Annotated in this window: 19 protein-coding genes, 1 pseudogene and 1 riboswitch; of the genes and pseudogenes, 10 read left to right on the top strand and 10 right to left on the bottom strand. The window is 72.1% G+C overall.

Going from position 1 to position 18,351, the window contains the following annotated elements:
* Nucleotides 1-74 precede the first annotated feature (74 nt).
* On the top strand, nucleotides 75-1,145 hold the full coding sequence (locus ACIOWN_RS18295) for a LacI family DNA-binding transcriptional regulator (protein ID WP_401982743.1): 1,071 nt from the start codon (nucleotides 75-77) through the stop codon (nucleotides 1,143-1,145).
* Here the strand turns inward: ACIOWN_RS18295 and ACIOWN_RS18290 are convergent.
* Nucleotides 1,092-2,381, bottom strand: coding sequence for an MFS transporter (locus ACIOWN_RS18290; protein ID WP_401982742.1), 1,290 nt, complete (start codon nucleotides 2,379-2,381; stop codon nucleotides 1,092-1,094). The two genes, ACIOWN_RS18295 and ACIOWN_RS18290, sit on opposite strands and share 54 nt — an antisense overlap.
* Nucleotides 2,382-2,471: 90 nt before the next feature.
* On the opposite strand from ACIOWN_RS18290, the gene ACIOWN_RS18285 reads away from it, so the two are divergent.
* Together ACIOWN_RS18285 and ACIOWN_RS18280 are read left to right on the top strand one after the other, a co-directional pair.
* Nucleotides 2,472-3,236 (top strand): DeoR/GlpR family DNA-binding transcription regulator, encoded by a 765-nt coding sequence (locus tag ACIOWN_RS18285; protein ID WP_362355992.1) that lies wholly within the window; start codon nucleotides 2,472-2,474, stop codon nucleotides 3,234-3,236.
* 8 nt (nucleotides 3,237-3,244) lie between these two features.
* Entirely contained in the window at nucleotides 3,245-3,817 is a 573-nt protein-coding gene (locus tag ACIOWN_RS18280) for a histidine phosphatase family protein (RefSeq protein ID WP_401982740.1), read from the top strand.
* Between the two features lie 80 nt (nucleotides 3,818-3,897).
* Here ACIOWN_RS18280 and ACIOWN_RS18275 read toward each other — a convergent pair whose 3' ends face one another.
* Together ACIOWN_RS18275 and ACIOWN_RS18270 are read right to left on the bottom strand one after the other, a co-directional pair.
* Entirely contained in the window at nucleotides 3,898-4,665 is a 768-nt protein-coding gene (locus ACIOWN_RS18275; protein ID WP_362355996.1) for a CbtA family protein, read from the bottom strand.
* Between the two features lie 21 nt (nucleotides 4,666-4,686).
* Nucleotides 4,687-4,902 carry a CbtB-domain containing protein gene (locus tag ACIOWN_RS18270; RefSeq protein ID WP_100570620.1) on the bottom strand — a complete coding sequence of 72 codons (216 nt, stop codon included), beginning with the start codon at nucleotides 4,900-4,902 and terminating at the stop codon, nucleotides 4,687-4,689.
* 36 nt (nucleotides 4,903-4,938) lie between these two features.
* A riboswitch (cobalamin riboswitch) is annotated at nucleotides 4,939-5,079 on the bottom strand.
* A 195-nt stretch (nucleotides 5,080-5,274) separates the two neighbouring features.
* On the opposite strand from ACIOWN_RS18270, the gene ACIOWN_RS18265 reads away from it, so the two are divergent.
* Complete coding sequence (locus tag ACIOWN_RS18265) at nucleotides 5,275-6,387, top strand: aminotransferase class V-fold PLP-dependent enzyme (protein WP_401982738.1); 1,113 nt, start codon at nucleotides 5,275-5,277, stop codon at nucleotides 6,385-6,387.
* Between the two features lie 41 nt (nucleotides 6,388-6,428).
* Here the strand turns inward: ACIOWN_RS18265 and ACIOWN_RS18260 are convergent, their stop codons facing one another.
* Entirely contained in the window at nucleotides 6,429-6,857 is a 429-nt protein-coding gene (locus tag ACIOWN_RS18260) for an ATP-binding protein (protein WP_401982736.1), read from the bottom strand.
* Between the two features lie 191 nt (nucleotides 6,858-7,048).
* On the opposite strand from ACIOWN_RS18260, the pseudogene ACIOWN_RS18255 reads away from it, so the two are divergent.
* Both ACIOWN_RS18255 and ACIOWN_RS18250 read left to right on the top strand, forming a co-directional pair.
* Nucleotides 7,049-7,901: pseudogene (locus ACIOWN_RS18255) on the top strand (helix-turn-helix domain-containing protein).
* Complete coding sequence (locus ACIOWN_RS18250; RefSeq protein ID WP_362356003.1) at nucleotides 7,898-8,089, top strand: DUF397 domain-containing protein; 192 nt, start codon at nucleotides 7,898-7,900, stop codon at nucleotides 8,087-8,089. The pseudogene ACIOWN_RS18255 and the gene ACIOWN_RS18250 overlap by 4 nt, the downstream one beginning before the upstream one ends.
* Before the next feature lie 78 nt (nucleotides 8,090-8,167).
* Here ACIOWN_RS18250 and ACIOWN_RS18245 read toward each other — a convergent pair whose 3' ends face one another.
* The gene (locus tag ACIOWN_RS18245) at nucleotides 8,168-8,338 is read right to left on the bottom strand and encodes a hydrophobic protein (protein WP_362356005.1); all 171 of its coding nucleotides are present in this window, start codon (nucleotides 8,336-8,338) and stop codon (nucleotides 8,168-8,170) included.
* A 192-nt stretch (nucleotides 8,339-8,530) separates the two neighbouring features.
* Here ACIOWN_RS18245 and ACIOWN_RS18240 point away from each other — a divergent pair, with 192 nt between their 5' ends.
* Nucleotides 8,531-9,391: a YihY/virulence factor BrkB family protein gene (locus ACIOWN_RS18240; RefSeq protein WP_362356007.1), complete on the top strand. Its 861-nt coding sequence runs from the start codon at nucleotides 8,531-8,533 to the stop codon at nucleotides 9,389-9,391.
* Nucleotides 9,392-9,538: 147 nt separating this feature from the next.
* Entirely contained in the window at nucleotides 9,539-9,706 is a 168-nt protein-coding gene (locus ACIOWN_RS18235) for a hypothetical protein (RefSeq protein WP_401982734.1), read from the top strand.
* 38 nt (nucleotides 9,707-9,744) lie between these two features.
* On the opposite strand, the gene ACIOWN_RS18230 is transcribed toward ACIOWN_RS18235, so the two are convergent.
* From ACIOWN_RS18230 to ACIOWN_RS18215, 4 genes are all read right to left on the bottom strand, one after another.
* Complete coding sequence (locus tag ACIOWN_RS18230; RefSeq protein WP_362356010.1) at nucleotides 9,745-10,782, bottom strand: MerR family transcriptional regulator; 1,038 nt, start codon at nucleotides 10,780-10,782, stop codon at nucleotides 9,745-9,747.
* Nucleotides 10,776-11,480 carry a HEAT repeat domain-containing protein gene (locus ACIOWN_RS18225; RefSeq protein WP_401982733.1) on the bottom strand — a complete coding sequence of 235 codons (705 nt, stop codon included), beginning with the start codon at nucleotides 11,478-11,480 and terminating at the stop codon, nucleotides 10,776-10,778. Before ACIOWN_RS18225 ends, ACIOWN_RS18230 begins: the two co-directional genes overlap by 7 nt.
* Nucleotides 11,481-13,159: 1,679 nt before the next feature.
* A complete protein-coding gene (locus tag ACIOWN_RS18220; RefSeq protein WP_362356014.1) occupies nucleotides 13,160-13,825 on the bottom strand; it encodes a sigma-70 family RNA polymerase sigma factor in 666 nt (221 codons plus the stop codon).
* A gap of 176 nt (nucleotides 13,826-14,001) precedes the next feature.
* Entirely contained in the window at nucleotides 14,002-14,736 is a 735-nt protein-coding gene (locus ACIOWN_RS18215) for a hypothetical protein (protein WP_362356016.1), read from the bottom strand.
* Nucleotides 14,737-14,897: 161 nt separating this feature from the next.
* Between ACIOWN_RS18215 and ACIOWN_RS18210 the strand changes: the two genes are divergently transcribed.
* Complete coding sequence (locus ACIOWN_RS18210) at nucleotides 14,898-16,118, top strand: MFS transporter (protein ID WP_362356048.1); 1,221 nt, start codon at nucleotides 14,898-14,900, stop codon at nucleotides 16,116-16,118.
* Nucleotides 16,115-17,167 (top strand): sugar ABC transporter permease, encoded by a 1,053-nt coding sequence (locus ACIOWN_RS18205; RefSeq protein WP_362356018.1) that lies wholly within the window; start codon nucleotides 16,115-16,117, stop codon nucleotides 17,165-17,167. Before ACIOWN_RS18210 ends, ACIOWN_RS18205 begins: the two co-directional genes overlap by 4 nt.
* On the opposite strand, the gene ACIOWN_RS18200 is transcribed toward ACIOWN_RS18205, so the two are convergent.
* Nucleotides 17,164-18,345: an acyl-CoA dehydrogenase family protein gene (locus tag ACIOWN_RS18200; RefSeq protein WP_401982731.1), complete on the bottom strand. Its 1,182-nt coding sequence runs from the start codon at nucleotides 18,343-18,345 to the stop codon at nucleotides 17,164-17,166. The two genes, ACIOWN_RS18205 and ACIOWN_RS18200, sit on opposite strands and share 4 nt — an antisense overlap.
* Between the last annotated feature and the right edge of the window lie 6 nt (nucleotides 18,346-18,351).

Raw genomic sequence — 18,351 nt, 5'->3', positions numbered from 1 at the left:
AGCCCGGCGAAACCCGGGAAGCGTCGGGGAGCACCGAGAAGGACCCGGACGAAACGAGAAGAGGGGCAACCAGCGTGGATCGGCAGGGAGCGCGGGCGGGGGCCGGTGCACAGACCGGTCGTGCCCCGGTCACACTGGCCCGGATAGCCCGGCAGGCGGGGGTCCACGTCTCCACGGTGTCACGGGCACTGAGCCCGGACGAGAGCGTACGGAGCGGGGTGGCCGCCGACACCGCCACGGTGATCCGCGCACTCGCCGAGGAACTCGGCTACCAGCGGGACCCGGCCGGGGCGGCGCTGCGCACCGGCCGCTCCCGGATGCTGGGCGTACTCGTCCCGAGGCTGACCGACATCGTGCTCGCCACCGTCTACGAGGGCATCGACACGGCCGCGGCGGCCGCCGGCTACCACACCGTGGTCGCCAACACCGCCGACGACCCGGAGTTGCAACGGCGGCGGGCCGACGCCCTGCTCGCCCGGCGCGTCGACGGCCTGGTGCTCGGCGACGCCCGCTCCGACACCGACCTCGTCGCCGAGCTTGCCCGCCGACGCGTCCCCCTGGTGCTGGTGTCGCGCCGGCTGCCGGGACGGGTCTCGGTGACCACCGACGACATCCTCGGCGGGCGACTGGCCGCGGAGCACCTGCTGGAACTCGGCCACCGCAGGGTCACGGTGGTGGCCGGCGAGCCCTACGCCAGTACCGGCGCGGAGCGCACCCAGGGCTTCCTCGACGCCTTCGCCGAGGCGGGCCTGCCGGTGCCCGCAAGCCATGTCGTGCCGTCCCGCTTCGACGTGCCCGGCGGCCGGGCGGCGGCCGAGCGGCTGCTGGCCCTGCGCCCGCGGCCCACCGCCGTCTTCGCGGTCAACGACTTCGCGGCGATCGGCGTGATGGCGGCGGTCCGGGACGCGGGCCTCACGGTCGGCCGGGACGTGGCGATCGTCGGCTACAACGACGTCCCCCTGGCGGCGGCCCTCCCGGTCTCCCTGACCTCCGTGAGCTCCCCGATGTACCGGATGGGCGAGGTGGCGGCGACGACCCTGGTCGCCATGCTGAACGGCAAGCAGGGCCGCTCCCGGCGGCTGCGCCCCGCGCTAGTGGCCCGCGCCTCGACCCTCGGCGGCACTCTGCTCACCCCGGAGGGGTGACGCGGTACGGGGCCCCGCCTCGGGGACGGGCCCGCGGCCCGCGACCGTGCTCCCCCGCGACCGCAGCACCCCCGCCGTCGCCGCCGCGACGACACAGCAGGTCACGGGGAGGAAGAAGGTCAGGTTCAGCGGCACCAGGCGGGTGAGCCAGCCGATGACGGCCGGTCCCGCGAGCATGCCCAGGTAGCCGAGCCCGGCGACCTTGGAGACGTTGGCGCCGGCGGCGTCGGCGTCGGCGTGTCCGGCGGCGCTGAAGAGCTGGGGAACGCAGCCGGAGAGCCCGGCACCGAACAGCCCCCAGCCGGCCAGGGCGAGCGGCGTCCACGGCGACAGGGCGGCCGCCGCCATGCCGACGGCGGCGACCGAGGCTCCGTAGCGCAGGATCGCGGCGGGGCCGAAGCGGGCCGAGACGCGGTCGGCGAGCAGACGGCCGACGGTCATCGTCGCGGCGAACGCGCCGTAGGCGAAGGCCGCGGTGCTGTCGGAGGCGCCTAGGACGGTCCGCAGGTGCAGCACGCTCCAGTCGTTGGCGACGCCCTCGCACAGCATGACCATCAGCGCGAGGACGGCCAGGATCCAGATACGGGTGCGCGCCCGGTCCGCCTGCTCGCCCTGCCCGCCGGACCCGGCCGTGGACTCGGCCCCGGCATCCGCGCCCGGTCCCGCGACGCTGGACGCGGCGGAGGGCAGCAGACCGGGGGCGGCGCACACGGAGGCCACCACTCCCAGCGCTGCGGCCGTGCCGAGCGTCGCCCCCGGGGTCCAGCCCGCGCTCGCGACGGCGGCACCCGCGAGGGCGGCCACCACGCCGCCGACGGAGAACGTGGCGTGGAACGCGGACATCACCGGGCGTCCGTACGCCTTCTCGACCTGGACGGCGTGGGCGTTCATACTCACGTCCAGGCAGCCGTTGCCGAACCCGAGCGCGATCAGGGCGGCGGCGAGCATCCACGGCTGGGAGGCCAGTCCGGGCAGTACCAGGGCGGCGCTGCACAGCACGCCCGAGGCGGGCACGACGATCCGGGTGCCGAGGCGGTCGGCGACCGGCCCGGCCAGCTGCATCCCCACGAAGGCGCCCGCTCCGAGCAGGAGCAGGAAGCCGCCCAGGACGGCGTGACTGACGCCGACGCGGTGCTCGATGGCCGGGATCTGCACGATCCACATCCCCAGCAGGGTCCCGTTGAGGATGAAGTACGCGAAGGTCGCCAGACGCGCGACACGAAGGGATCGCTCCATGGTACGAACGTATCGAACATTCTGCTTGTTTGAAAAGGGTTCCTTCTCACAGTATTTCTGTTTGGCAGCGCATGGTGTTCAATCACGGCCATGGGGAACATGGACCGCCTGAGGCAGATCACGGACGCGGTGCGGGAGGCGGGCAGCCTCGGCGTCGGCCGGCTGGCCGAACTGACCGGGGCCTCGGAGATGACCGTACGCCGAGATCTGGAGACCCTGGCGGCCCAAGGCGTGCTGGAGCGCTACCGGGGCGGCGCCCGGACCCTGCTGCTGCGCGGCGAGGAGCCCCCCTTCACCCTGCGCGCGCAGGAGGGCACGCGGGCCAAGGAGCGCATCGGCGCGGAGGTGGCCGCGCTGATCGCCGACGGGGAGACGGTCGTCCTCGACAGCGGCACCACGTGCCTGGAGGTCGCGAGGGCACTGCGCGGCCGGCGGGTGACCGTGATGCCACTGTCGCTCCAGGCCGTCAACGTGTTCGCCGACGGCCCCGGGCAGACCACCCTCCTCGTGCCCGGCGGGCGGCCCCGACCGGGCGAGGGGGCCCTCACCGGCCCCCTGACCCTGTCCTCGCTGGCGGCGCTGCGCTTCGACACCGCCGTCGTCGGCTGCTGCGGGCTCAATGCGCAACAGGGCCTCACCGCCTACGACTTGGACGACGCTGCGGTGAAGCGGGCGGCGATCGACTCCGCCCGGCGCGTGCTCGCCGTGGCCGACGGCAGCAAACTCTCCCGCACGGCACACGCCTTCGTCGTACCGGTCGCGCGACTGCACACCCTCGTCACCGACGAATCCGCGCCACCCGACGAGGTCGAGGCGTTGCGCGCCGCGGGCACCGCCGTCAACACCGCACGGTAGGAGTGACGTTGACCAGCCGTATGACGCTCATCTCGCCCGCGACGAGCCCGTCGCTGCGGCAGGCCCGGTTCGACGACGGCGACTCGCTCGACAACGGCGGTGCGGCCAAGGCCCGTTCGGCGGCAGGATCGCTGCCCGCGGCCGCCCGGGTGCTCCTGTCCCCGAGCGTGCGCTGCCGGGAGACGGCCTCGGCGCTCGGTCTCGACGGCGTGCCGGCGGCCGAGTTGGCGGGTCTGGACGCGGGTCGCTGGCGGGGCCGGACCCTGGAGGAGGTGATGACCACCGAGCCGGAGGCGGTGGGCCGCTGGCTCGCCGACCCCGACTGCGCGCCGCACGGCGGCGAGTCGGTGCGGGACGTGTGCGAGCGGGTCGGCCGTCGGCTGGACACCGCGCGGGACACCGGCGGCCGTACGCTCGCCGTGGTCGAGCCGGAGGTCGTACGGGCCGCGATCGTCCATGTGCTGGACCTGCCCCTGGCCGGCTTCTGGCGGCTGGACGTACCGCCGTTGACGGCCACGGAGCTCAGCGGACGGGCCGGCCGCTGGAATCTGCGACTCGGGCAGCCGTTGGCGGCGCCCTGACCGAACGCGACAGGCCCCCCGGACCATTCCGAGGGGCCCTGTCGTGCGCGCTGAAGGGTGCTCGTGCGGACTGAAGGGGTTCAGTGCGCGGCCGGCACCGCCTGTACGGACGCGGCGGTCGCCGGCCGGGGGTTCAGCAGCCGCTCGGCCAACTCGCCGAAGACCAGCCCGAACCCGCCCCACAGGACGGCCTGGATGGCCAGCGCGGAGAGCCGGAACCGCCACAGCACGGTGGCCGGGAAGTGCGACGGCACCTCGTTGACGGCGGGCAGGAAGGCGTACGCCAGCCCGATCACCACGGCGAAGGCGGCCACCGCGGTCATCGTCGCGTACCACGTGCCCAGCGCGGGCGCGAGGCGCTTGCCAAGGATGGTGGCGGCGATCGCGAGGAGGATGCTGAGCAGCATCATCAGGAAGTACAGCGTCGTGCGCTTGCCGATGGTGTCTCCCTCACCGACCGCGGGCGGGTTGGCCGGGTACTTCAGGAACGGCACGACGTACACGGCCAGCAGCGCGCAGCCGGACAGCAGCAGCGCGGTCGCCCGCGGGGAGAAGCGGCCCACGCGGCCCAGCGCGAAGCAGAAGGCGAGCGCGGCGATGCCGCCGAAGGCGACCCCGTAGACGAGGATGCCGGTGGCCAGACCGGCGGTGGACTGGAGGGAACGGGAGACGACTTCGACCTCGTCATGGGAGTGGGAGTGCCCGTGGGCGTGCGCCTCCTCGAAGCCGATCGCCTTGTCGACGAACGGCTCCCCCAGGAAGTAGGCGACGACGAGGGCGAGCACACCGGCGGCGAGGCCGGCGAGCATGCCCCGCACCAGGAGGTTTCTTACCGTTGCGGAGTTCATGGGCGTGCGGCGTCCCCCGGCTCAGTGGCAGGGGAAGCCGAGCAGGTGGCGGGCGTCGTGCACCCACTCGTGGACGTCCGTGCCGCTGAACACGGAGGTGGCGCCCTGCTCGGCGCCGACGAAGTACAGCAGGACCAGCATGAGAACGCCGAAGAAGACCGCCCAGGGAGCTATCGCCTTCAGCGGCAGCGGGGCGGGGGCGGCGGTGGCAGTCGGCTGGGCGACGGTCTGCGCCATGGCAGAACCTCCTCTGGGAGTTCGCGTCCCATCTCGGTGGTGCACAGGACGACAGCCACGGGTCTGACTCACGAACGCCCGGAGGCGTTCGCATACAGTGGCGCGACCGTGCCGGATTCCCACCGGCTTCCGTCTCGCCGTCGTCGATATCGGACAGACCGTATCGCGTGCCGCCCGCCCGGCCAAGACCGCGATCTCGGACGTGATCTTCTCCACCGAGAGGTTTCGACTCGCGCACGGCCATCTCACCATCCGGAGCAATCGAAGCGCTGTGACAGGATGCGCGGGCGGGCTCCGGAGCGCCACCGGACTGCGTTCCACCGCCCGCCGCGCCACCCGATCCGCCCGCACCACCCCGGAGGGACGAGCCCCGTGCTCACGTCGTACGCCAGCCACTTCGACACACCCGCCGGGTACCTGGACTTCGCACGCTTCGGGCCGCCGTCCCGGGACGCCGTCACCGCCACCGCGCGAGCACTGGAGGCATCGGCACACGCCGACCACACCACCGTGGACACGCTGATGCGCGCGGAGGAGACCGCGCGGGACACGGCCGCCCGCCTCGCGGGCACCGACGCACGGCACACCGTGCTGCTCCCGAACGCGTCGACCGGTCTGTTCCACGCCGCGCTCGGCGTACGGGAGGGCGTGGTCCTCGCGCCGCGCACCGACTTCCCCGCCAACCACTACCCGTGGCGGCGCAGCGCGGACCTGGGCCGGGCCACGCCGCGCTGGCTCGATCCCGCGCCCGGTTCCGGAGTCACTCCCGACCTGGTCCGCGCCGCGCTGACCGACGACGTCGTGGCCGTGTCGGTCAGCGCCGTGGACTTCCGCACCGGCTTCCGCGCCGACCTGGCGGCGCTGCGCGAGGCGATCGGACCCGACCGGCTGCTGATCGTGGACGCCATCCAGGCGTTCGGTGTCGCAGCTCTGCCCTGGGACGCCGCCGACGTGGTGGTCGCGGGCGGCCAGAAGTGGCTGCGCGCCGGATGGTCGACCGGCTTCGCCACGCTGTCCGACCGCGCCCTGCAATCCCTTGAGCCGGTCCTCACCGGCTGGACGGGTGTGGAGGACGTCGGCCTCTTCGACGGAGCCGAGCACCCGCCCGCCCCGGACGCCCGACGGTGGTCGATCACCAATCTGAGCCCGGTGACGGCCGCCGCGTTCGCGGCCGCGCTGGAGCTCGTCGAGCGGCACACCGTCACCGCGATCGAAGCCGCGATCGCCGTCCGGATCGCCGAACTCACCGAGACCGTCGAGGCGTACGGCGGCCGCGTCCTCTCCCCCACCGACCCGGCGCGGTGCGCGGGCATCCTCTCCTTCACCCTGCCGGCCCACGATCCGTCCCTCGTCGCCAAGGCGCTGCAGGCGGAAGGCGTCACCCCGACCGTGCGCACCGACTCCCTCAGGCTCTCCCCGCACGCCTCGACCCCACCGGAGGCAGCCGAACGGGTCGGGGCCGCGCTGTCGTCCCTGGGTGACTGAACCCTCGGCCGATCTCTTGCGGTCGAACTCGTAAGCCCTCCTCACAGCGCGCACTCGGCCCAGACCGTCTTGCCGGGGCCGAGGCGGTCGCGTACGCCCCAGTCGGCGGCGAGCGCGTCGACGAGGACCAGGCCACGGCCCCCGTCCTGGTCCGGTCCGGGAGCCATACGCGCCGGTCGGGCGGGATGGGTGTCGGTCACCTCGATCCGGACGACGTCCCGGCCCTCCTCGAGGAACAGGGCGAGGGCGAAGTCCCGCCCCGGGACACGGCCGTGGAGAACGGCGTTCGCCGCGAGCTCCGCGACGACGAGCACGACGGTGTCATGCCCTTCGGTCCCGTGGGGACGCCCCCACTCGGTGAGCTGGTGCGCGGCGAGCAGCCGGGCGAGGCGGGCACCGCGCCGGGTGGCGGAGAAACGCTGCGCGAACGTGCGTGTGGGGGTGGTGGATTCGTGGTTCAGGGCTGGCATGCGGGCCAGGGTGCCGCCAGTTGACGGCCCGTCGGCAGGTCCGGCGCTGATACAGATCACGTTGTACTGGTTCACGCACCGGACCGGGTCGGTCGCTGTGCGTGAGCATTGATCGGTCTGGCGTGGCGCAGCCCGGACGACGAACGGTACGGCACGGGTACGGCCCGGTGGCACAGGGGAAGGCGGCTGCGATGACGACGGACAACGGTGGCGGGGCGGGCGGGGGCTGCGAGCCGGAACTCTCCGACAGCCTGAGGACCTTCGGCGCGGTCCTCAAGGCCCTCCGGGAGGAAGCCGGCCTGACACAGGAGCAGTTCGCCCCGCTGGTGCGCTACTCACCCGCGTACGTCGCCAAGATCGAGCAGGGGAGGCGTTTCCCGCCGAGGGAACTGCTGAAGCGGTCGGACGAAATCCTGGGCGCGGTCGCGTCACGGGTGCTGGAGGCTGCGGCGAGGAGCCTGACGCGGAAGGCGGGACTGGCGTCGTGGTTCCGGCAGTGGGCGGGGGTCGAGGAGGATGCGATCTCGCTGTTTGCGTACGAGTGCGCTGTCATCCCGGGCCTGCTTCAGCCCGAGCCGTACATTCGCGCCCTCTTCGAGCGGCGCTTGCCGCCGCTGTCCGAGGAGCAGTTCGAACAACAAGTCACGGCCCGGCTCGAACGCCAGCGCCTCCTGCGGGAGCGGCCGAACAGCACATTCAGCTTCATCGTCGAGCAGGCTCTGCTGGAACGCTGCTTGGCCGGTGTTGACGTGACACGAGTGCTGCTCGACAACCTGCTTGATGTGGGCCGTCTCCGCAACGTGGAGATCCAAGTCATGCCTCTGGTCCAAGAGGATCACGCAGGCTTCGAAGGCCCTCTCTATCTCGCTGAAACAAGCCGAGAACCGATGGGTCGGCTACGTGGAAGCCCACGACTGCAGCATGCTCGTCACCGACACAAAAGCCGCAAGCGCCATGCTTCAGCGCTATGGCAAGATGCGTTCACAGGCACTGAGCCATCAGGCGACCGCGAGCCTGCTGAAGCAGATGCGAGGAGCGCTATGAGGACCACCGAACTTGCTTGGTTCAAGAGCAGCTACAGCGGCGGTGGAGGCGGCAACTGCGTAGAGGTCGCCCTGCGCCCCGGCGCCGTTCTCGTCCGGGACTCGAAGGACGCGGACAGGCAGGAGCTGGCCGTCTCCCCCGACGCCTGGTCGGCGTTCACGGCACTGGCGGCCGACGCGCACCTCTGAGCCTCCGGTCAGGCATGTCGCAGGGCCCGGCCGTCACATCGGCCGAGCCCTGCGAAGCACGCGCACATGCGAGTCAGGTCACCATCGATACCAACGGCCTCGGCCACCGCCGGCGGTGGTCGAGCGCATGACGAAGCCGAGAAGCCACAGCACCAGGACGGCGATGGCGACCCACCAAAGAATCTTGATGGCGAAGCCGACACCGAAGAGAATCAGCGCAAGAAGCAGAACGAGCAGCAGGGGAACCATGTTTATCAACCTCCTGTCCCCCGACTGCCCCGCAATGTCAATGGCATTCCGCAATGGTGTCTCGTTTATGAAGGGAAAACCGGGGCACGAGCCGTTTGGAGCGCGGGTGGTGCCCGTGAGACCACGGAATGGGTTATCGGACTTCCTTGACTCAGGAAGCGGCCCGAGGACGGGGGTGAGAGCATCCGCCTCATGACCGACGCGGAAGGCCGCGCTGGCCGGTGGTCGGCGGCGCTGCGCCGAACGCCGGTGGCGGTCTGGGACGACGACGTCACGGACTGGGCCGCCGCTTTGACGTACTACGCGGTCCTGGCCCTGTTTCCGGTGCTGCTGGTGATCCTCTCGATTGTGGGACTGACCATTCCGACGGCCAGACCGGAGGTCATCGACCGCTTGTCGCAGGCCGCTCCGGTGGCGTCCCGCGCACTGCTGCGCAGCACCCTGCGGCAGATGGCCGAACAGTCGTCAGCGGCATGGACGCTGATCTTTCTCGGCGGAGCGGGAGCCCTGTGGTCGGGATCCAGCTATCTGAGCGTCTTCCGCCGGGCGTTGCACGCCATGCACGGCGTCAGCGCACGTCGGCCGGTCTGGCGCACCGCCCCGCGCATCGTCGCCACGGCCCTCGTCCTGATCTCGCTGCTTCTCACGACCACCCTGGCGTTGTTCCTCACCGGCAGCCTGACCCGGCGTCTGGGCCGGGCGCTGGACCTGGGTACCGGGCCGCAGGCCGTCTGGGGTGCGCTGCGATGGCCCGTCGTGGCCGCGGTCGCCGTCGCCCTGGTGCTCGTGCTGTACCGTTCGGGCCCCGCGCCTTCCCGCCCTGTGCGGAAGATGGCCCCCGGCGGCACCTTGGCGGTAGGACTCCTGTTGGCCGTCTCGCTCGGCTTCGGCGTCTACACCTCCCACGCCAGCACCTATCACCGTCTGTACGGCTCACTGGCGGGCGCCGTGGTCTTCCTGGTCTGGCTGTGGCTGGCCAACCTGGCTCTTCTGGTCGGCGCTCAGTTCAACGCGGAACTGGCGAAGTCCGCTCAAGGGAAAGAAGCCGGGTGAAAGCCTGGACGAGCTGTTCGACGGTGGGCGCGCCTGCGAGGCCGCCAGGCGTCGACTAGACGCGGCAGGTCAGGCCGTATGTCTCAGTGGCGGCGGGGAATGGATCCCGGCCGTCGATGCGAATCGTGGGAGAGCCGGGGAAGTGCGATGCCCGGGCTTCCTCATCCGTTTCGACGGCGCCGGAGCTACCTCATCAGGGACACCTCCCTGGGCAAGAAGGGCACCCTGATCAACAAGTCGGCGGTCCTGGAGCGCGCGGTCGTCGACGCCCTCCGCGAGAAGCCGACGGCCGGGAAGTCGTCGACGACGACCTGACCCCGACAGGGGCCAGGTTTTCTCAGCGGCCGGCCTCTTCAGGAATCCTCGTCGCCTCGGTCTTCGGTAGACCGCTCGTCGACCATCGTGACCAGGGCCGAGGCAACGCGGGCGACAGCGGGGTCGTCGTCCTGGGCCAGTTGGCGAAGGACCTCCTGCGCGGATGTCCCCGACAGCTCGACCAGCGCCTGGGTCAGACGTATCCGCGTCGCGGAGCCGGCGGTGGGCGTGGCGAGTTCGTCGACCACCGCCGTCATGATCCGGTCCGCGCACGCGGGGTCCTGGGACAGCGTTCCCAGGACCTCCGCCGCTTCGACGTCGTTGCAGCCCTCGACCACCATGCCGACGAGCGTCGGCACGGCCTCGGTCACGCCACGCCTGCCCAGCGCCGGAGCGGCATACCTGCGCACCCTCGTGTCCGGGTCCCCGAGCGCGTCCGCGAGCACCGCGGTCGCGCCCGGGGCCTCTGCCATCTCGGCGATCGCCAGCACCGCGCGTCGCCGGATGTCGACGTCCTCCGAATGCGCGCCGGCGGCCAGTGCCGCCACTCCGTCGCCGCCCGACCGGGCGAGCGCCCAGCGCAGGGCGCCCGCGACATTGGGGTCGGATTCGGTGAGGACCGCCCCGGCCAGCAGCTCGGCGGGAAGCGGTACGCCCTCCGGCCGGGCCAGGACGGCCTGCTGCCTGCGCGCGGCACTGGTCGAGTTGAGCCCCTGCATGAGCTCGACGATGCGCAGGACGTCCTGCCAGCCGGTGGGCGCCGACGCGTCGACGGCGCGGAGCCGGTCCAGCAGCTCCCGTTCCCGCTCCAAGCGGTCTTCCGTCCATCGGATGAGGTCGCTGACCAGGGCGGACGGTGTGAAGGCCGGGTCCTCCAGCGCGCGCCCGATCTGCTTGAGCGAGAGCCCGAGGGACCGCAGGCTCTCCACGTGGAAGATCCTGCGGACGTCCTCGGCGGAGTACTCGCGGTAGCCGCCGACGGTGCGACCCGTCGGCCGCACCAGCCCGAGGGCGTCGTAGTGCCGGAGCATCCGGGGGCTCACCCCCGAGTGGCGGGCCACATCACCGATCAGCATTCCGCGGTCTCCACGGCAGCGGCTCGTTCCGGGCCGAGGCTCACCACTCGCTTCGCCTCGTCGACGGCCGCGTCGAAACCGGTCTCCGGATTCCGCCGGAGCAGCTCGGTGGCACCGGCGTGCGCGGCCACCGCCGGGTCGGGACTCGCCGCGGCCTTCTCCAGGGCGGGCCCGGTCACATCGCCGAGGTCGACGAGGGCCCGGCTGAGGCTCAGCTGCACATCGCGGTCGCCGCGGCCGAGCTGCGTGACCAGCTCGTCGGTCAGGTCCTTCTTCTCGTCCTCGGGCACGAGGACGACCGCGACGCGCCACGCGGTCCGCGCGACCTCGTCGTCGGCGTCACGCAGCATGTCGCGCGTGATCCAGGCCCACGCGCTCCTGTCGCCGATCTTGGAGAGGGTGTGCAACGCCTGGCTGCGGGCCCGAGCGCGCTCGGATTCGAGTTCCCGGCGGAACCGCGGCAGGGTGATCTCCGGCGGGAGGCGGGTCAACGCCCAGGTCAGCATGTCCCGCACGTAGAAGTTCGGCTCGACCGCGCACCGTTCGACGAGCGTCTCCAGGAAGCCGGGGTCCGGGTTCGAGCCGACCGCCAGGGCCGCCTGAAGCCGGACCGACGAGTCCGCGGCGCTCAGGGCGGCGACCACGCGGGCGTTCTGCGGGGTTCCGTTTGTCGGGTTGATCGAAACCACCTCCCGCACCCAGGGGACACCTTGCCACCATGTCAAGGTCAAGCCGCTGACCGGTGGGCGAGAGGACTCGCCGGGCCGGGCACGGTCGAGGCCGAACACTCCCCCACGCGCACGCCGCCGCACGAAGCCGCAGGTGGCTGTCCCGCGTGCGGGCGCCCAGGACGTCAAACGAGCCTCAGACCAACATTCCCTCCCTCCTCTTCGAGCCGAACAGGCGGCGAACATCTCGGGCCCAGTCGCCGAGGACCTCACGCTGTATCGGGAGAAGTTCCGGCGGCGTCTGCCGGAGTCGTTCCTGCCGTCACGACACGCTGGCGCAGCCGGTGATGGTGCCGTTGGGGTTGACGTTGCAGATTCGGAAGCTGAGGTTTCGGGAGATGGCACCGTCCATGGAGAGGGTCGGCCAGGTCACGGCGGCAGCGCTCCAGACGGCGGTTGCGGATCCAGGCTGCAACTGTGAGGTCCTGATCCGCGAAGACCGCGTGCAGATGGCTGACAGAGATGCCGTGCGCAGCGGCTATCGCTCCCGGCGTGAGGTCCGGGTCGCCGAGGTGCTGCTCAACAAAGTCGCACCTTCGCACCCTGAGGGCCTGGCGACGGGACTCGGGGGTCAGTTTCTTCTCCGCGTCGAACAGTGCCCAAGTAGCGACGCGAGGAGGTCCACGGTGACCGAGGCCGGCGTCGGGGCTTCGGCCGCGGTGAACTCATCCGCGCGGGCACTCAGATCGCTGAGCCAGCGATGGAACGCCGCGCCCATGCCGTGGCGCTTGGAGATCGGAACCGCGAGCGCGCGCTGGACCGTCGACCTGGAGACCCAGTGGCACCAGTTGTGGCGGGACGGCGGTTCGCAAGCTCTGGCCTCCCGAGGCCCGAGCGGGTCGTGGTGCCGTCTGTCCAGGTGCCCGCGCGACGAGTCGCCGAGCGCGACGAGCAGGCCGTGACCGCGTGGAAGGAGGCGACCTGGAGGTAAAAGAGCCCGGGCGGCCTGCGGGGGTCACGTCTGCTGCGCAGCCCGAGAACCGCACGGACACGGCGTGCGCCGCTGTCGCCACACCCGCCTGAATTCGCAGGTCAGCCAGCCTTTACAGCCGATCGCCACCGTTCACAGGTCAAGTAGCGGACAAACGCCGCAAAGCCGTAGGTCACGCGTCCTTCTTCACCGGCTCCAGGATCGCCACGCACTCCACATGATGCGTCATCGGAAAGAGGTCACAGAATACCCATACCGAAGAAAATGCAGGTCCGATGGGCTTTCCCGGTCTCAGGGACGGACGGTAGGACGGCCGGAGCGTCAAACGAGCGTCATGGCCCCCACGCTTTTCCCCGGGGTAGGCCACCTACACCAGTGACCGAGCTCAGCGCACGGCGGACTGGCTGTGCGGGGGCCCGGGAGATCGGCGAGCCCACGGGCCGCCCCGCCGCCCACGGCACGGGCCTGACCGCAGCCCTGCCGGAGGCGGTGACCGTCGACGCGCCCACGGTCCGTGCCTGGCTACTCACCTTGTTCCGATCGCCACGCGCCTTGGCCCTCCACCGGCGTCAGGGCTGGACGCAGGCCACCCGCCATCTTCGGCGCCGTCGTCTTCCTCCGCCCGCACCATCCGGGTCGCGCCGGCCGCGACTTCCCTTTGATACCGGAAGCCCCGGGCCACCGCCGTCCGGTCCGGGGCTTCCGTGACTGATGCCTCTCACAGAGTGGGCGCCGGCGCCCGCCGGGGCGCTGCGCCCACCGGTTCGGCTCTCTCGGCATCGCGCAGGGACCGCATCAGAGAGGAGCGGGCCCGGGCTACGCGTGACCGGACCGTACCGATAGGGCAGTCACTGAGCTCGGCCGCTTCGGCGTAGGGCAGGCCGAGGAGTTGAGTCAGGACGAACGCCTCTCGGCGCTCGTCGGGCAACATGTCCAGCAGTTCGGCGAGAGCGATGCCGTCGTCGAAGCCCGGCAGGCCACGCGGCTGGACACAGTCGGCGGCGGTCTGCCAGTCCTCGGTCTCGGACAAGCGAGGCCGCGCCGAGTCGTACCGATAGCTGTCGATCACCGCGCGGCGGGCGATGGACAGCAGCCAGGTACGAGCGGAGGAACGGCCCTCGAAGCGGTGCAGGCTGCCCAGGGCCCGCAGAAAGGTGTCCTGGGCCAGGTCGTCGGCGGCCTGGGGGTCGGCGCTCAGGAAGGTGACGTAGTGGCGGACGTCTCTGTGCAAGGCGCGGACGAAGTTCTCGACGGCCTCGGGGTCGCCGCCGCGGGCGGCGAGCGCCCAGGCCGTTATCGACTCGTCGGCAGCCGTCCTCTGGTCGTGCGCCCTCGTCCTGGGCGGCGTCTTGTCGCATGCGGCGGGCAGGGCAGGACTGATCACTGATGTCCTTCTCGGAAATCCGGAAAATCCGGTATCCGGATCGCGCCGGCCCCTGGGCGCGGCCAATCCGGTGATGGCGTGGGAGTGTGGCGGGCGTACGCGCGCATGGCTGCGTACGTCCGTTGCCCGGTCCGTCCGGGCGTGGCGCACACGGACGGACCGGGGAACCGGCTGTCTCAGACGACAGCGGACCCCACGGGCGGACCCCGAGAAGTGATCGCGTGAGCAACGAGCAGCCTGCGCGGCGTACGGGCGGAGCGGCCGCGGCGAACGTGGATGTTCGGGCGGTGTGGTGGTGCGGGCAGGGTGAGGGGCAGCCGCAGGGGTGCGGCCAGCCATCCGGCCACGGCGCGCAGAACGCGGAAGGCGGCGCGTTCGCCGTAGGCGAGCCACAGGCCGCAGATCAACGCGGCAATCAGGTGGGCGGCGAGCATTCCGGTGGTGGCCATCCCGCCCATGACGTGACCTGTTCCCGTCATGGAATGCGGGGCGCTCAGCGTCTCCGTGAAGGAGCCCGCCTGGCCCATGTGGTCCATCGCGTGGCCCATATGAGCCATCGAGACCATGTGGTCCATGAAGGGAGTGCCGTCACCCATGCCGTCCATGCCCATGGGGGCCACGGGCATGGACGGCATCGGGGGCATGGAAGGCGTCGACAGTTCCTGCACGTACGAGAACCACACGTGCAGTACCGCCTGGACGGTCACCGCGACGGAGAGGACGAGAAGGAGTCCACGCTCCCGGCCGGCCAGGCATAACGCAGTACCACCGGTCACCACCGCCGCCGCGGCGAGAGCCCACCAGGGCACCGCTGCGTTCGACATCAGGACGTGCCCCAAGGTGGCGAGCAGCACGCAGACGGCCGCGAACACCGCGGCTCGTGTCGTGCGCGAACACCACCCGACCGTCATGGCGGCTCATCCTCGCGTCGCTGGCTCTGCCGTCACGGGAAGGTACGAGTTTTCCCCCGGCCCCGCACTCAACACTGTCCCCGTAATACACGTCACAGTAAAGGGCGGGAACTCGAAGAGAGTTGGATCCGACTGCTGTCCCGGGAGGTGCGTCTGTGACGATGGGGCAGGCGGGACGGGCCGGACAGAGTGGGACCCGGCGGGCGGCCGGGGAGGCGGGGGCACGGGCACCGGGTGCCCTGACCGCGCTGCTGACGTGTGCCATGGCCTTCTCGATGATGCAGCTGTTCCTGCTCGGGGCGCTCGGCCCGCGGCTCGTGGCCGAGCTGGGCGTCTCGCCGACCGTGCTGGGGCTGACGACCACCGTGGGGTTCAGTACGGCGGCCGTGCTCTCTCCGGTCGGAGGGCGGGTGGTGGACCGGGTGGGGCCGCGGCGTTGTCTGGTGACCCTGCTGGGAGTGGCGGCGGTGGCGCTGGCGCTGATCGGGTCGGCTCCGGGTGCCGGGTTCCTGCTGGCGGCCGTCGCGCTCGGCGGGCTGCCGCAGGCGCTGGCCAACCCGGCCACGAACAAGGCGATTCTCGCCGCCGTACCGCCCGCCCGGCGCGGTTCGGTGACGGGGATGAAGCAGTCGGGGGTGCAGCTCGGGGCGTTCGCAGCCGGGCTGCCGCTCGCGGCGCTGGCCGGTCTCGCCGGATGGCGGGGTGCCGTGTGGACGGCGGCGGGCGCCGCGGTGGTGGCGGCGGTGTGGGCGGCGCGGGCGTTGCCCGCCGATCCGCCGGCGAAGTCCACGCCGGCGGTCTGGGTGCCGCGCGGCATGATCGCGTGGCTGCTGGTGTTCTCGCTGCTGCTCGGCAGCGGCATCGCCTCGGTGAACACCTACCTGGCCTTGTACGGCACCGAGCGGCTCGATCTCGGTCCCACCGCGGCGGGTGCGCTGGTGGCCGTGCTGGGTGCGGCCGGGATCGCTGGCCGGGTGGGCTGGTCGAAGGTCGCGGGGCGGCCCGATCGGGCGCCCTGGCTGCCGGGCTCCCTGGCCGTGGGCGCGGTGGCCGCGGCCCTGCTGCTGGCCGGCTCGTCCTCCTTCCGCCCGTTGGCGTGGGTGGCGGCCGTGGCGGTGGGCGTCTTCGCCGTGGCGGCGAACGCGGTGTCGATGGTCCTGGTGATGCAGCGCGCCGCGCCGGGCCGGGCGGGCCAGGACTCGGCGCTGGTCTCGGCGGGCTTCTTCGCCGGATTCGCGGCCGGGCCGCCGCTGTTCGGGGTGCTGGTGGAGGCCGGGCGGTACGGGGGCGGATGGCTGCTCGTGACCGCCGAGTTCGCGGGAGCCGCGACGGTGGCGTTGCTGTGGGCCGCGCGGGAGCGCCGGGCGGGCGTACGGTCATGAGGGCACGCACGGACCAGGTCACGCCCGCGCCGGAGGACCGGCAGGCACCCCACGCCCCGGTAACCCCGCCCGCCTGGGCCGCCCCGGCCCTCGACTCCGTCCTGGCCCGGGTCGCCGTCACCCGCGCCGAGGTCGGCGACCGGTTCCCGCTGTACGCCGACCCCGACACCGGCACGTGGCAGACGACCGCGCGCGGCTCCTGGACCGGTGGCTTGTGGGCGGGGCTGCTGTGGCTGCGAGCCCGGTACACCGGCGACGCCGCCGACCGTGCGGCCGCGCGGGACTGCACGAGCCGCCTGACCGACTGGACCGAGGCGGACACCGCCGCCCGAGGACTGATCTTCTGGTACGGCACCGCCTTCGCGGACGACGACCTGGGCCTGCGGGAGCGGGCCGCCCGGGCCTGCCTGGACGCCTTCGCCCCAGAACTGGGTCTGGTGCCGTGGGGTTCGGCGTTCGGCGGGCCGCGGCTGACGGCCCGCGTGGACGGCGTGCCCGGCATGGTGCCGTTGCTGGCGACGGCGGACGCGGAGGCGGCTCGCTCCCATCTGCGGCGGCACGTCGATCTCTGCCTCGGTGTGCGACCGCCTCGCTGGTCGTGGCGCCACGACACCGGTGCGAGCTGGATCGCGTGCGCCGATCAGCCGCCGGGCTGGAGCCGAGGCCCGGCCTGGCTGCTGCTCGCGTTCGCCGAGGCGGCGCACCTGTTGGGCGGCGACGAATGCTCCGGTCACGCCGGCGCGTTGCTGACGGAACACCTCGTACCGCCCGCCGACACCGCTCACCCCGAGGGCCCTTGCGACACCTCCGCCGCCGCCATCACCGCGCTGGCGCTGCTCGGCCTCGGCCACCGGGACCGTGCCGTCGCCGTTCTGGAGGCTCTGGTCGGCAGCCACCTGACCGCCGATGGCCGCCTTCTGGACGGCTGTTACGACCTTGCGGCCGAAACAGCCGTCCGGCACGAGCTGATCTGGGGTGACTTCTTCCTGGCCTACGCCCTCGCCACGCTCACCGGCCTCACGGCCGCGAACCCCGTAATCGGGGGCTAGGCCGGATCCGTCCGCAGCACCCGCCGTGCCACCGAGGTGATGTGCAGTTCGTCCGGGCCGTCGAGGACGCGGGCGGCGCGGCCGGTGCGGAAGAGGGCGGGGAGCGCGGTGTCCGGGCCAAGGCCCGCCGCGCCGTGGACCTGGATCGCCGCGTCGGCCACCAGGTCCAGCGTGCGCGCTGCGGCGACCTTCGCCAGGCCGACCTCCACATGGGCATCGGCACCCGCGTCCAGCCGGGCCACGGCCTCGTGGACCAGAGGCCGTGTCGTGCGCAGGGCGAGCAGGGACTCGAAGACGAGGCGCTGGACGAGTTGCAGGTCGCCGAGCGGGCCGCGGGAACGGGTGCGGGTGACGGCTCTTTCCCGCATGAGCTCGAAGGCACGGCCGGCCTGGCCGAGCCAGCGCAGGCTGCGCAGGGTGCGGCCGAGTTGGAGCCGCTCGGCGGCGACGGCGAGGGCCTTGCCGCGTCGGCCGATCAGGTGGTCGCCGTCCACTGCGACGCCGTCGAGTTCGATCTCCGCCTGTCCGGTCGCGCCGAGGACGGGCAGTTCGCGCACCACCCGGAAGCCGGGTGAGGTGGCCGGAACCAGCAGCAGGGACAGGCCGTCCCGGTCGGGGGCCCGGCCGTCCGTGCGGGCGAGCACCGTGACGAGGTCGGCTTCGGCGCCCCCGCTGACGAACCATTTGCGCCCGGTCACGCGCCAGCCCCCGCCCTCACCCTCATCGGCGCGGGTGGTGGTGAGGAAGGGGTCGGTGCCGGGGACGTCCGGCTCGGTCATCGCGTAGCAGGCCCGCAGGTCCCCGGCGACCAGCGGTGCGAGATAGCACTCACGGACGCGTCGGCTGCCGTGCCGCCACAGCATGAGCGCGTCAAGCAGCGAGGCCGAGCCGAGTGCCACCGGGCCGTGGTCACTTGCGCCCTCGGCCTCCGCGACATGGGCGTACGACGACAACGGCAGCCCCTGGCCGCCCAGTTCCTCCGGGAGAGGCAGCGCCCACAGACCCTCGGCCTCAGCCTCCTTGCGCAGCCGTCGCAACGCCGCCGCCGCGGCCGGACCGCCGCCGTCCAGGACCGGCTCGCAAGGCACTACCCGGGCCCGGACGAAGTCCGCCACCCGTTCCTTCAACTCCCTTACTTCCGACGGGCATTGCGGATCACCGAGCGTCACGTCCCACACCTGTCC

Source organism: Streptomyces sp. NPDC087787 (assembly GCF_044743035.1).
Classification (GTDB): Bacteria; Actinomycetota; Actinomycetes; order Streptomycetales; family Streptomycetaceae; genus Streptomyces.
This window is presented reverse-complemented; position numbering and strand designations above follow the sequence as displayed.

Excerpts from the sequence above, each read along its gene's own strand:
- ACIOWN_RS18290 (WP_401982742.1), bottom strand. The coding sequence starts at position 2,381 with ATGGAGCGATCCCTTCGTGTCGCGCGTCTGGCGACCTTCGCGTACTTC.
- ACIOWN_RS18285 (WP_362355992.1), top strand. The coding sequence starts at position 2,472 with ATGGGGAACATGGACCGCCTGAGGCAGATCACGGACGCGGTGCGGGAG.
- ACIOWN_RS18275 (WP_362355996.1), bottom strand. The coding sequence starts at position 4,665 with ATGAACTCCGCAACGGTAAGAAACCTCCTGGTGCGGGGCATGCTCGCC.
- ACIOWN_RS18270 (WP_100570620.1), bottom strand. The coding sequence starts at position 4,902 with ATGGCGCAGACCGTCGCCCAGCCGACTGCCACCGCCGCCCCCGCCCCG.
- ACIOWN_RS18260 (WP_401982736.1), bottom strand. The coding sequence starts at position 6,857 with ATGCCAGCCCTGAACCACGAATCCACCACCCCCACACGCACGTTCGCG.
- ACIOWN_RS18250 (WP_362356003.1), top strand. The coding sequence starts at position 7,898 with ATGAGGACCACCGAACTTGCTTGGTTCAAGAGCAGCTACAGCGGCGGT.
- ACIOWN_RS18245 (WP_362356005.1), bottom strand. The coding sequence starts at position 8,338 with ATGGTTCCCCTGCTGCTCGTTCTGCTTCTTGCGCTGATTCTCTTCGGT.
- ACIOWN_RS18240 (WP_362356007.1), top strand. The coding sequence starts at position 8,531 with ATGACCGACGCGGAAGGCCGCGCTGGCCGGTGGTCGGCGGCGCTGCGC.
- ACIOWN_RS18235 (WP_401982734.1), top strand. The coding sequence starts at position 9,539 with ATGCCCGGGCTTCCTCATCCGTTTCGACGGCGCCGGAGCTACCTCATC.
- ACIOWN_RS18230 (WP_362356010.1), bottom strand. The coding sequence starts at position 10,782 with ATGCTGATCGGTGATGTGGCCCGCCACTCGGGGGTGAGCCCCCGGATG.
- ACIOWN_RS18215 (WP_362356016.1), bottom strand. The coding sequence starts at position 14,736 with ATGACGGTCGGGTGGTGTTCGCGCACGACACGAGCCGCGGTGTTCGCG.
- ACIOWN_RS18210 (WP_362356048.1), top strand. The coding sequence starts at position 14,898 with ATGGGGCAGGCGGGACGGGCCGGACAGAGTGGGACCCGGCGGGCGGCC.
- ACIOWN_RS18205 (WP_362356018.1), top strand. The coding sequence starts at position 16,115 with ATGAGGGCACGCACGGACCAGGTCACGCCCGCGCCGGAGGACCGGCAG.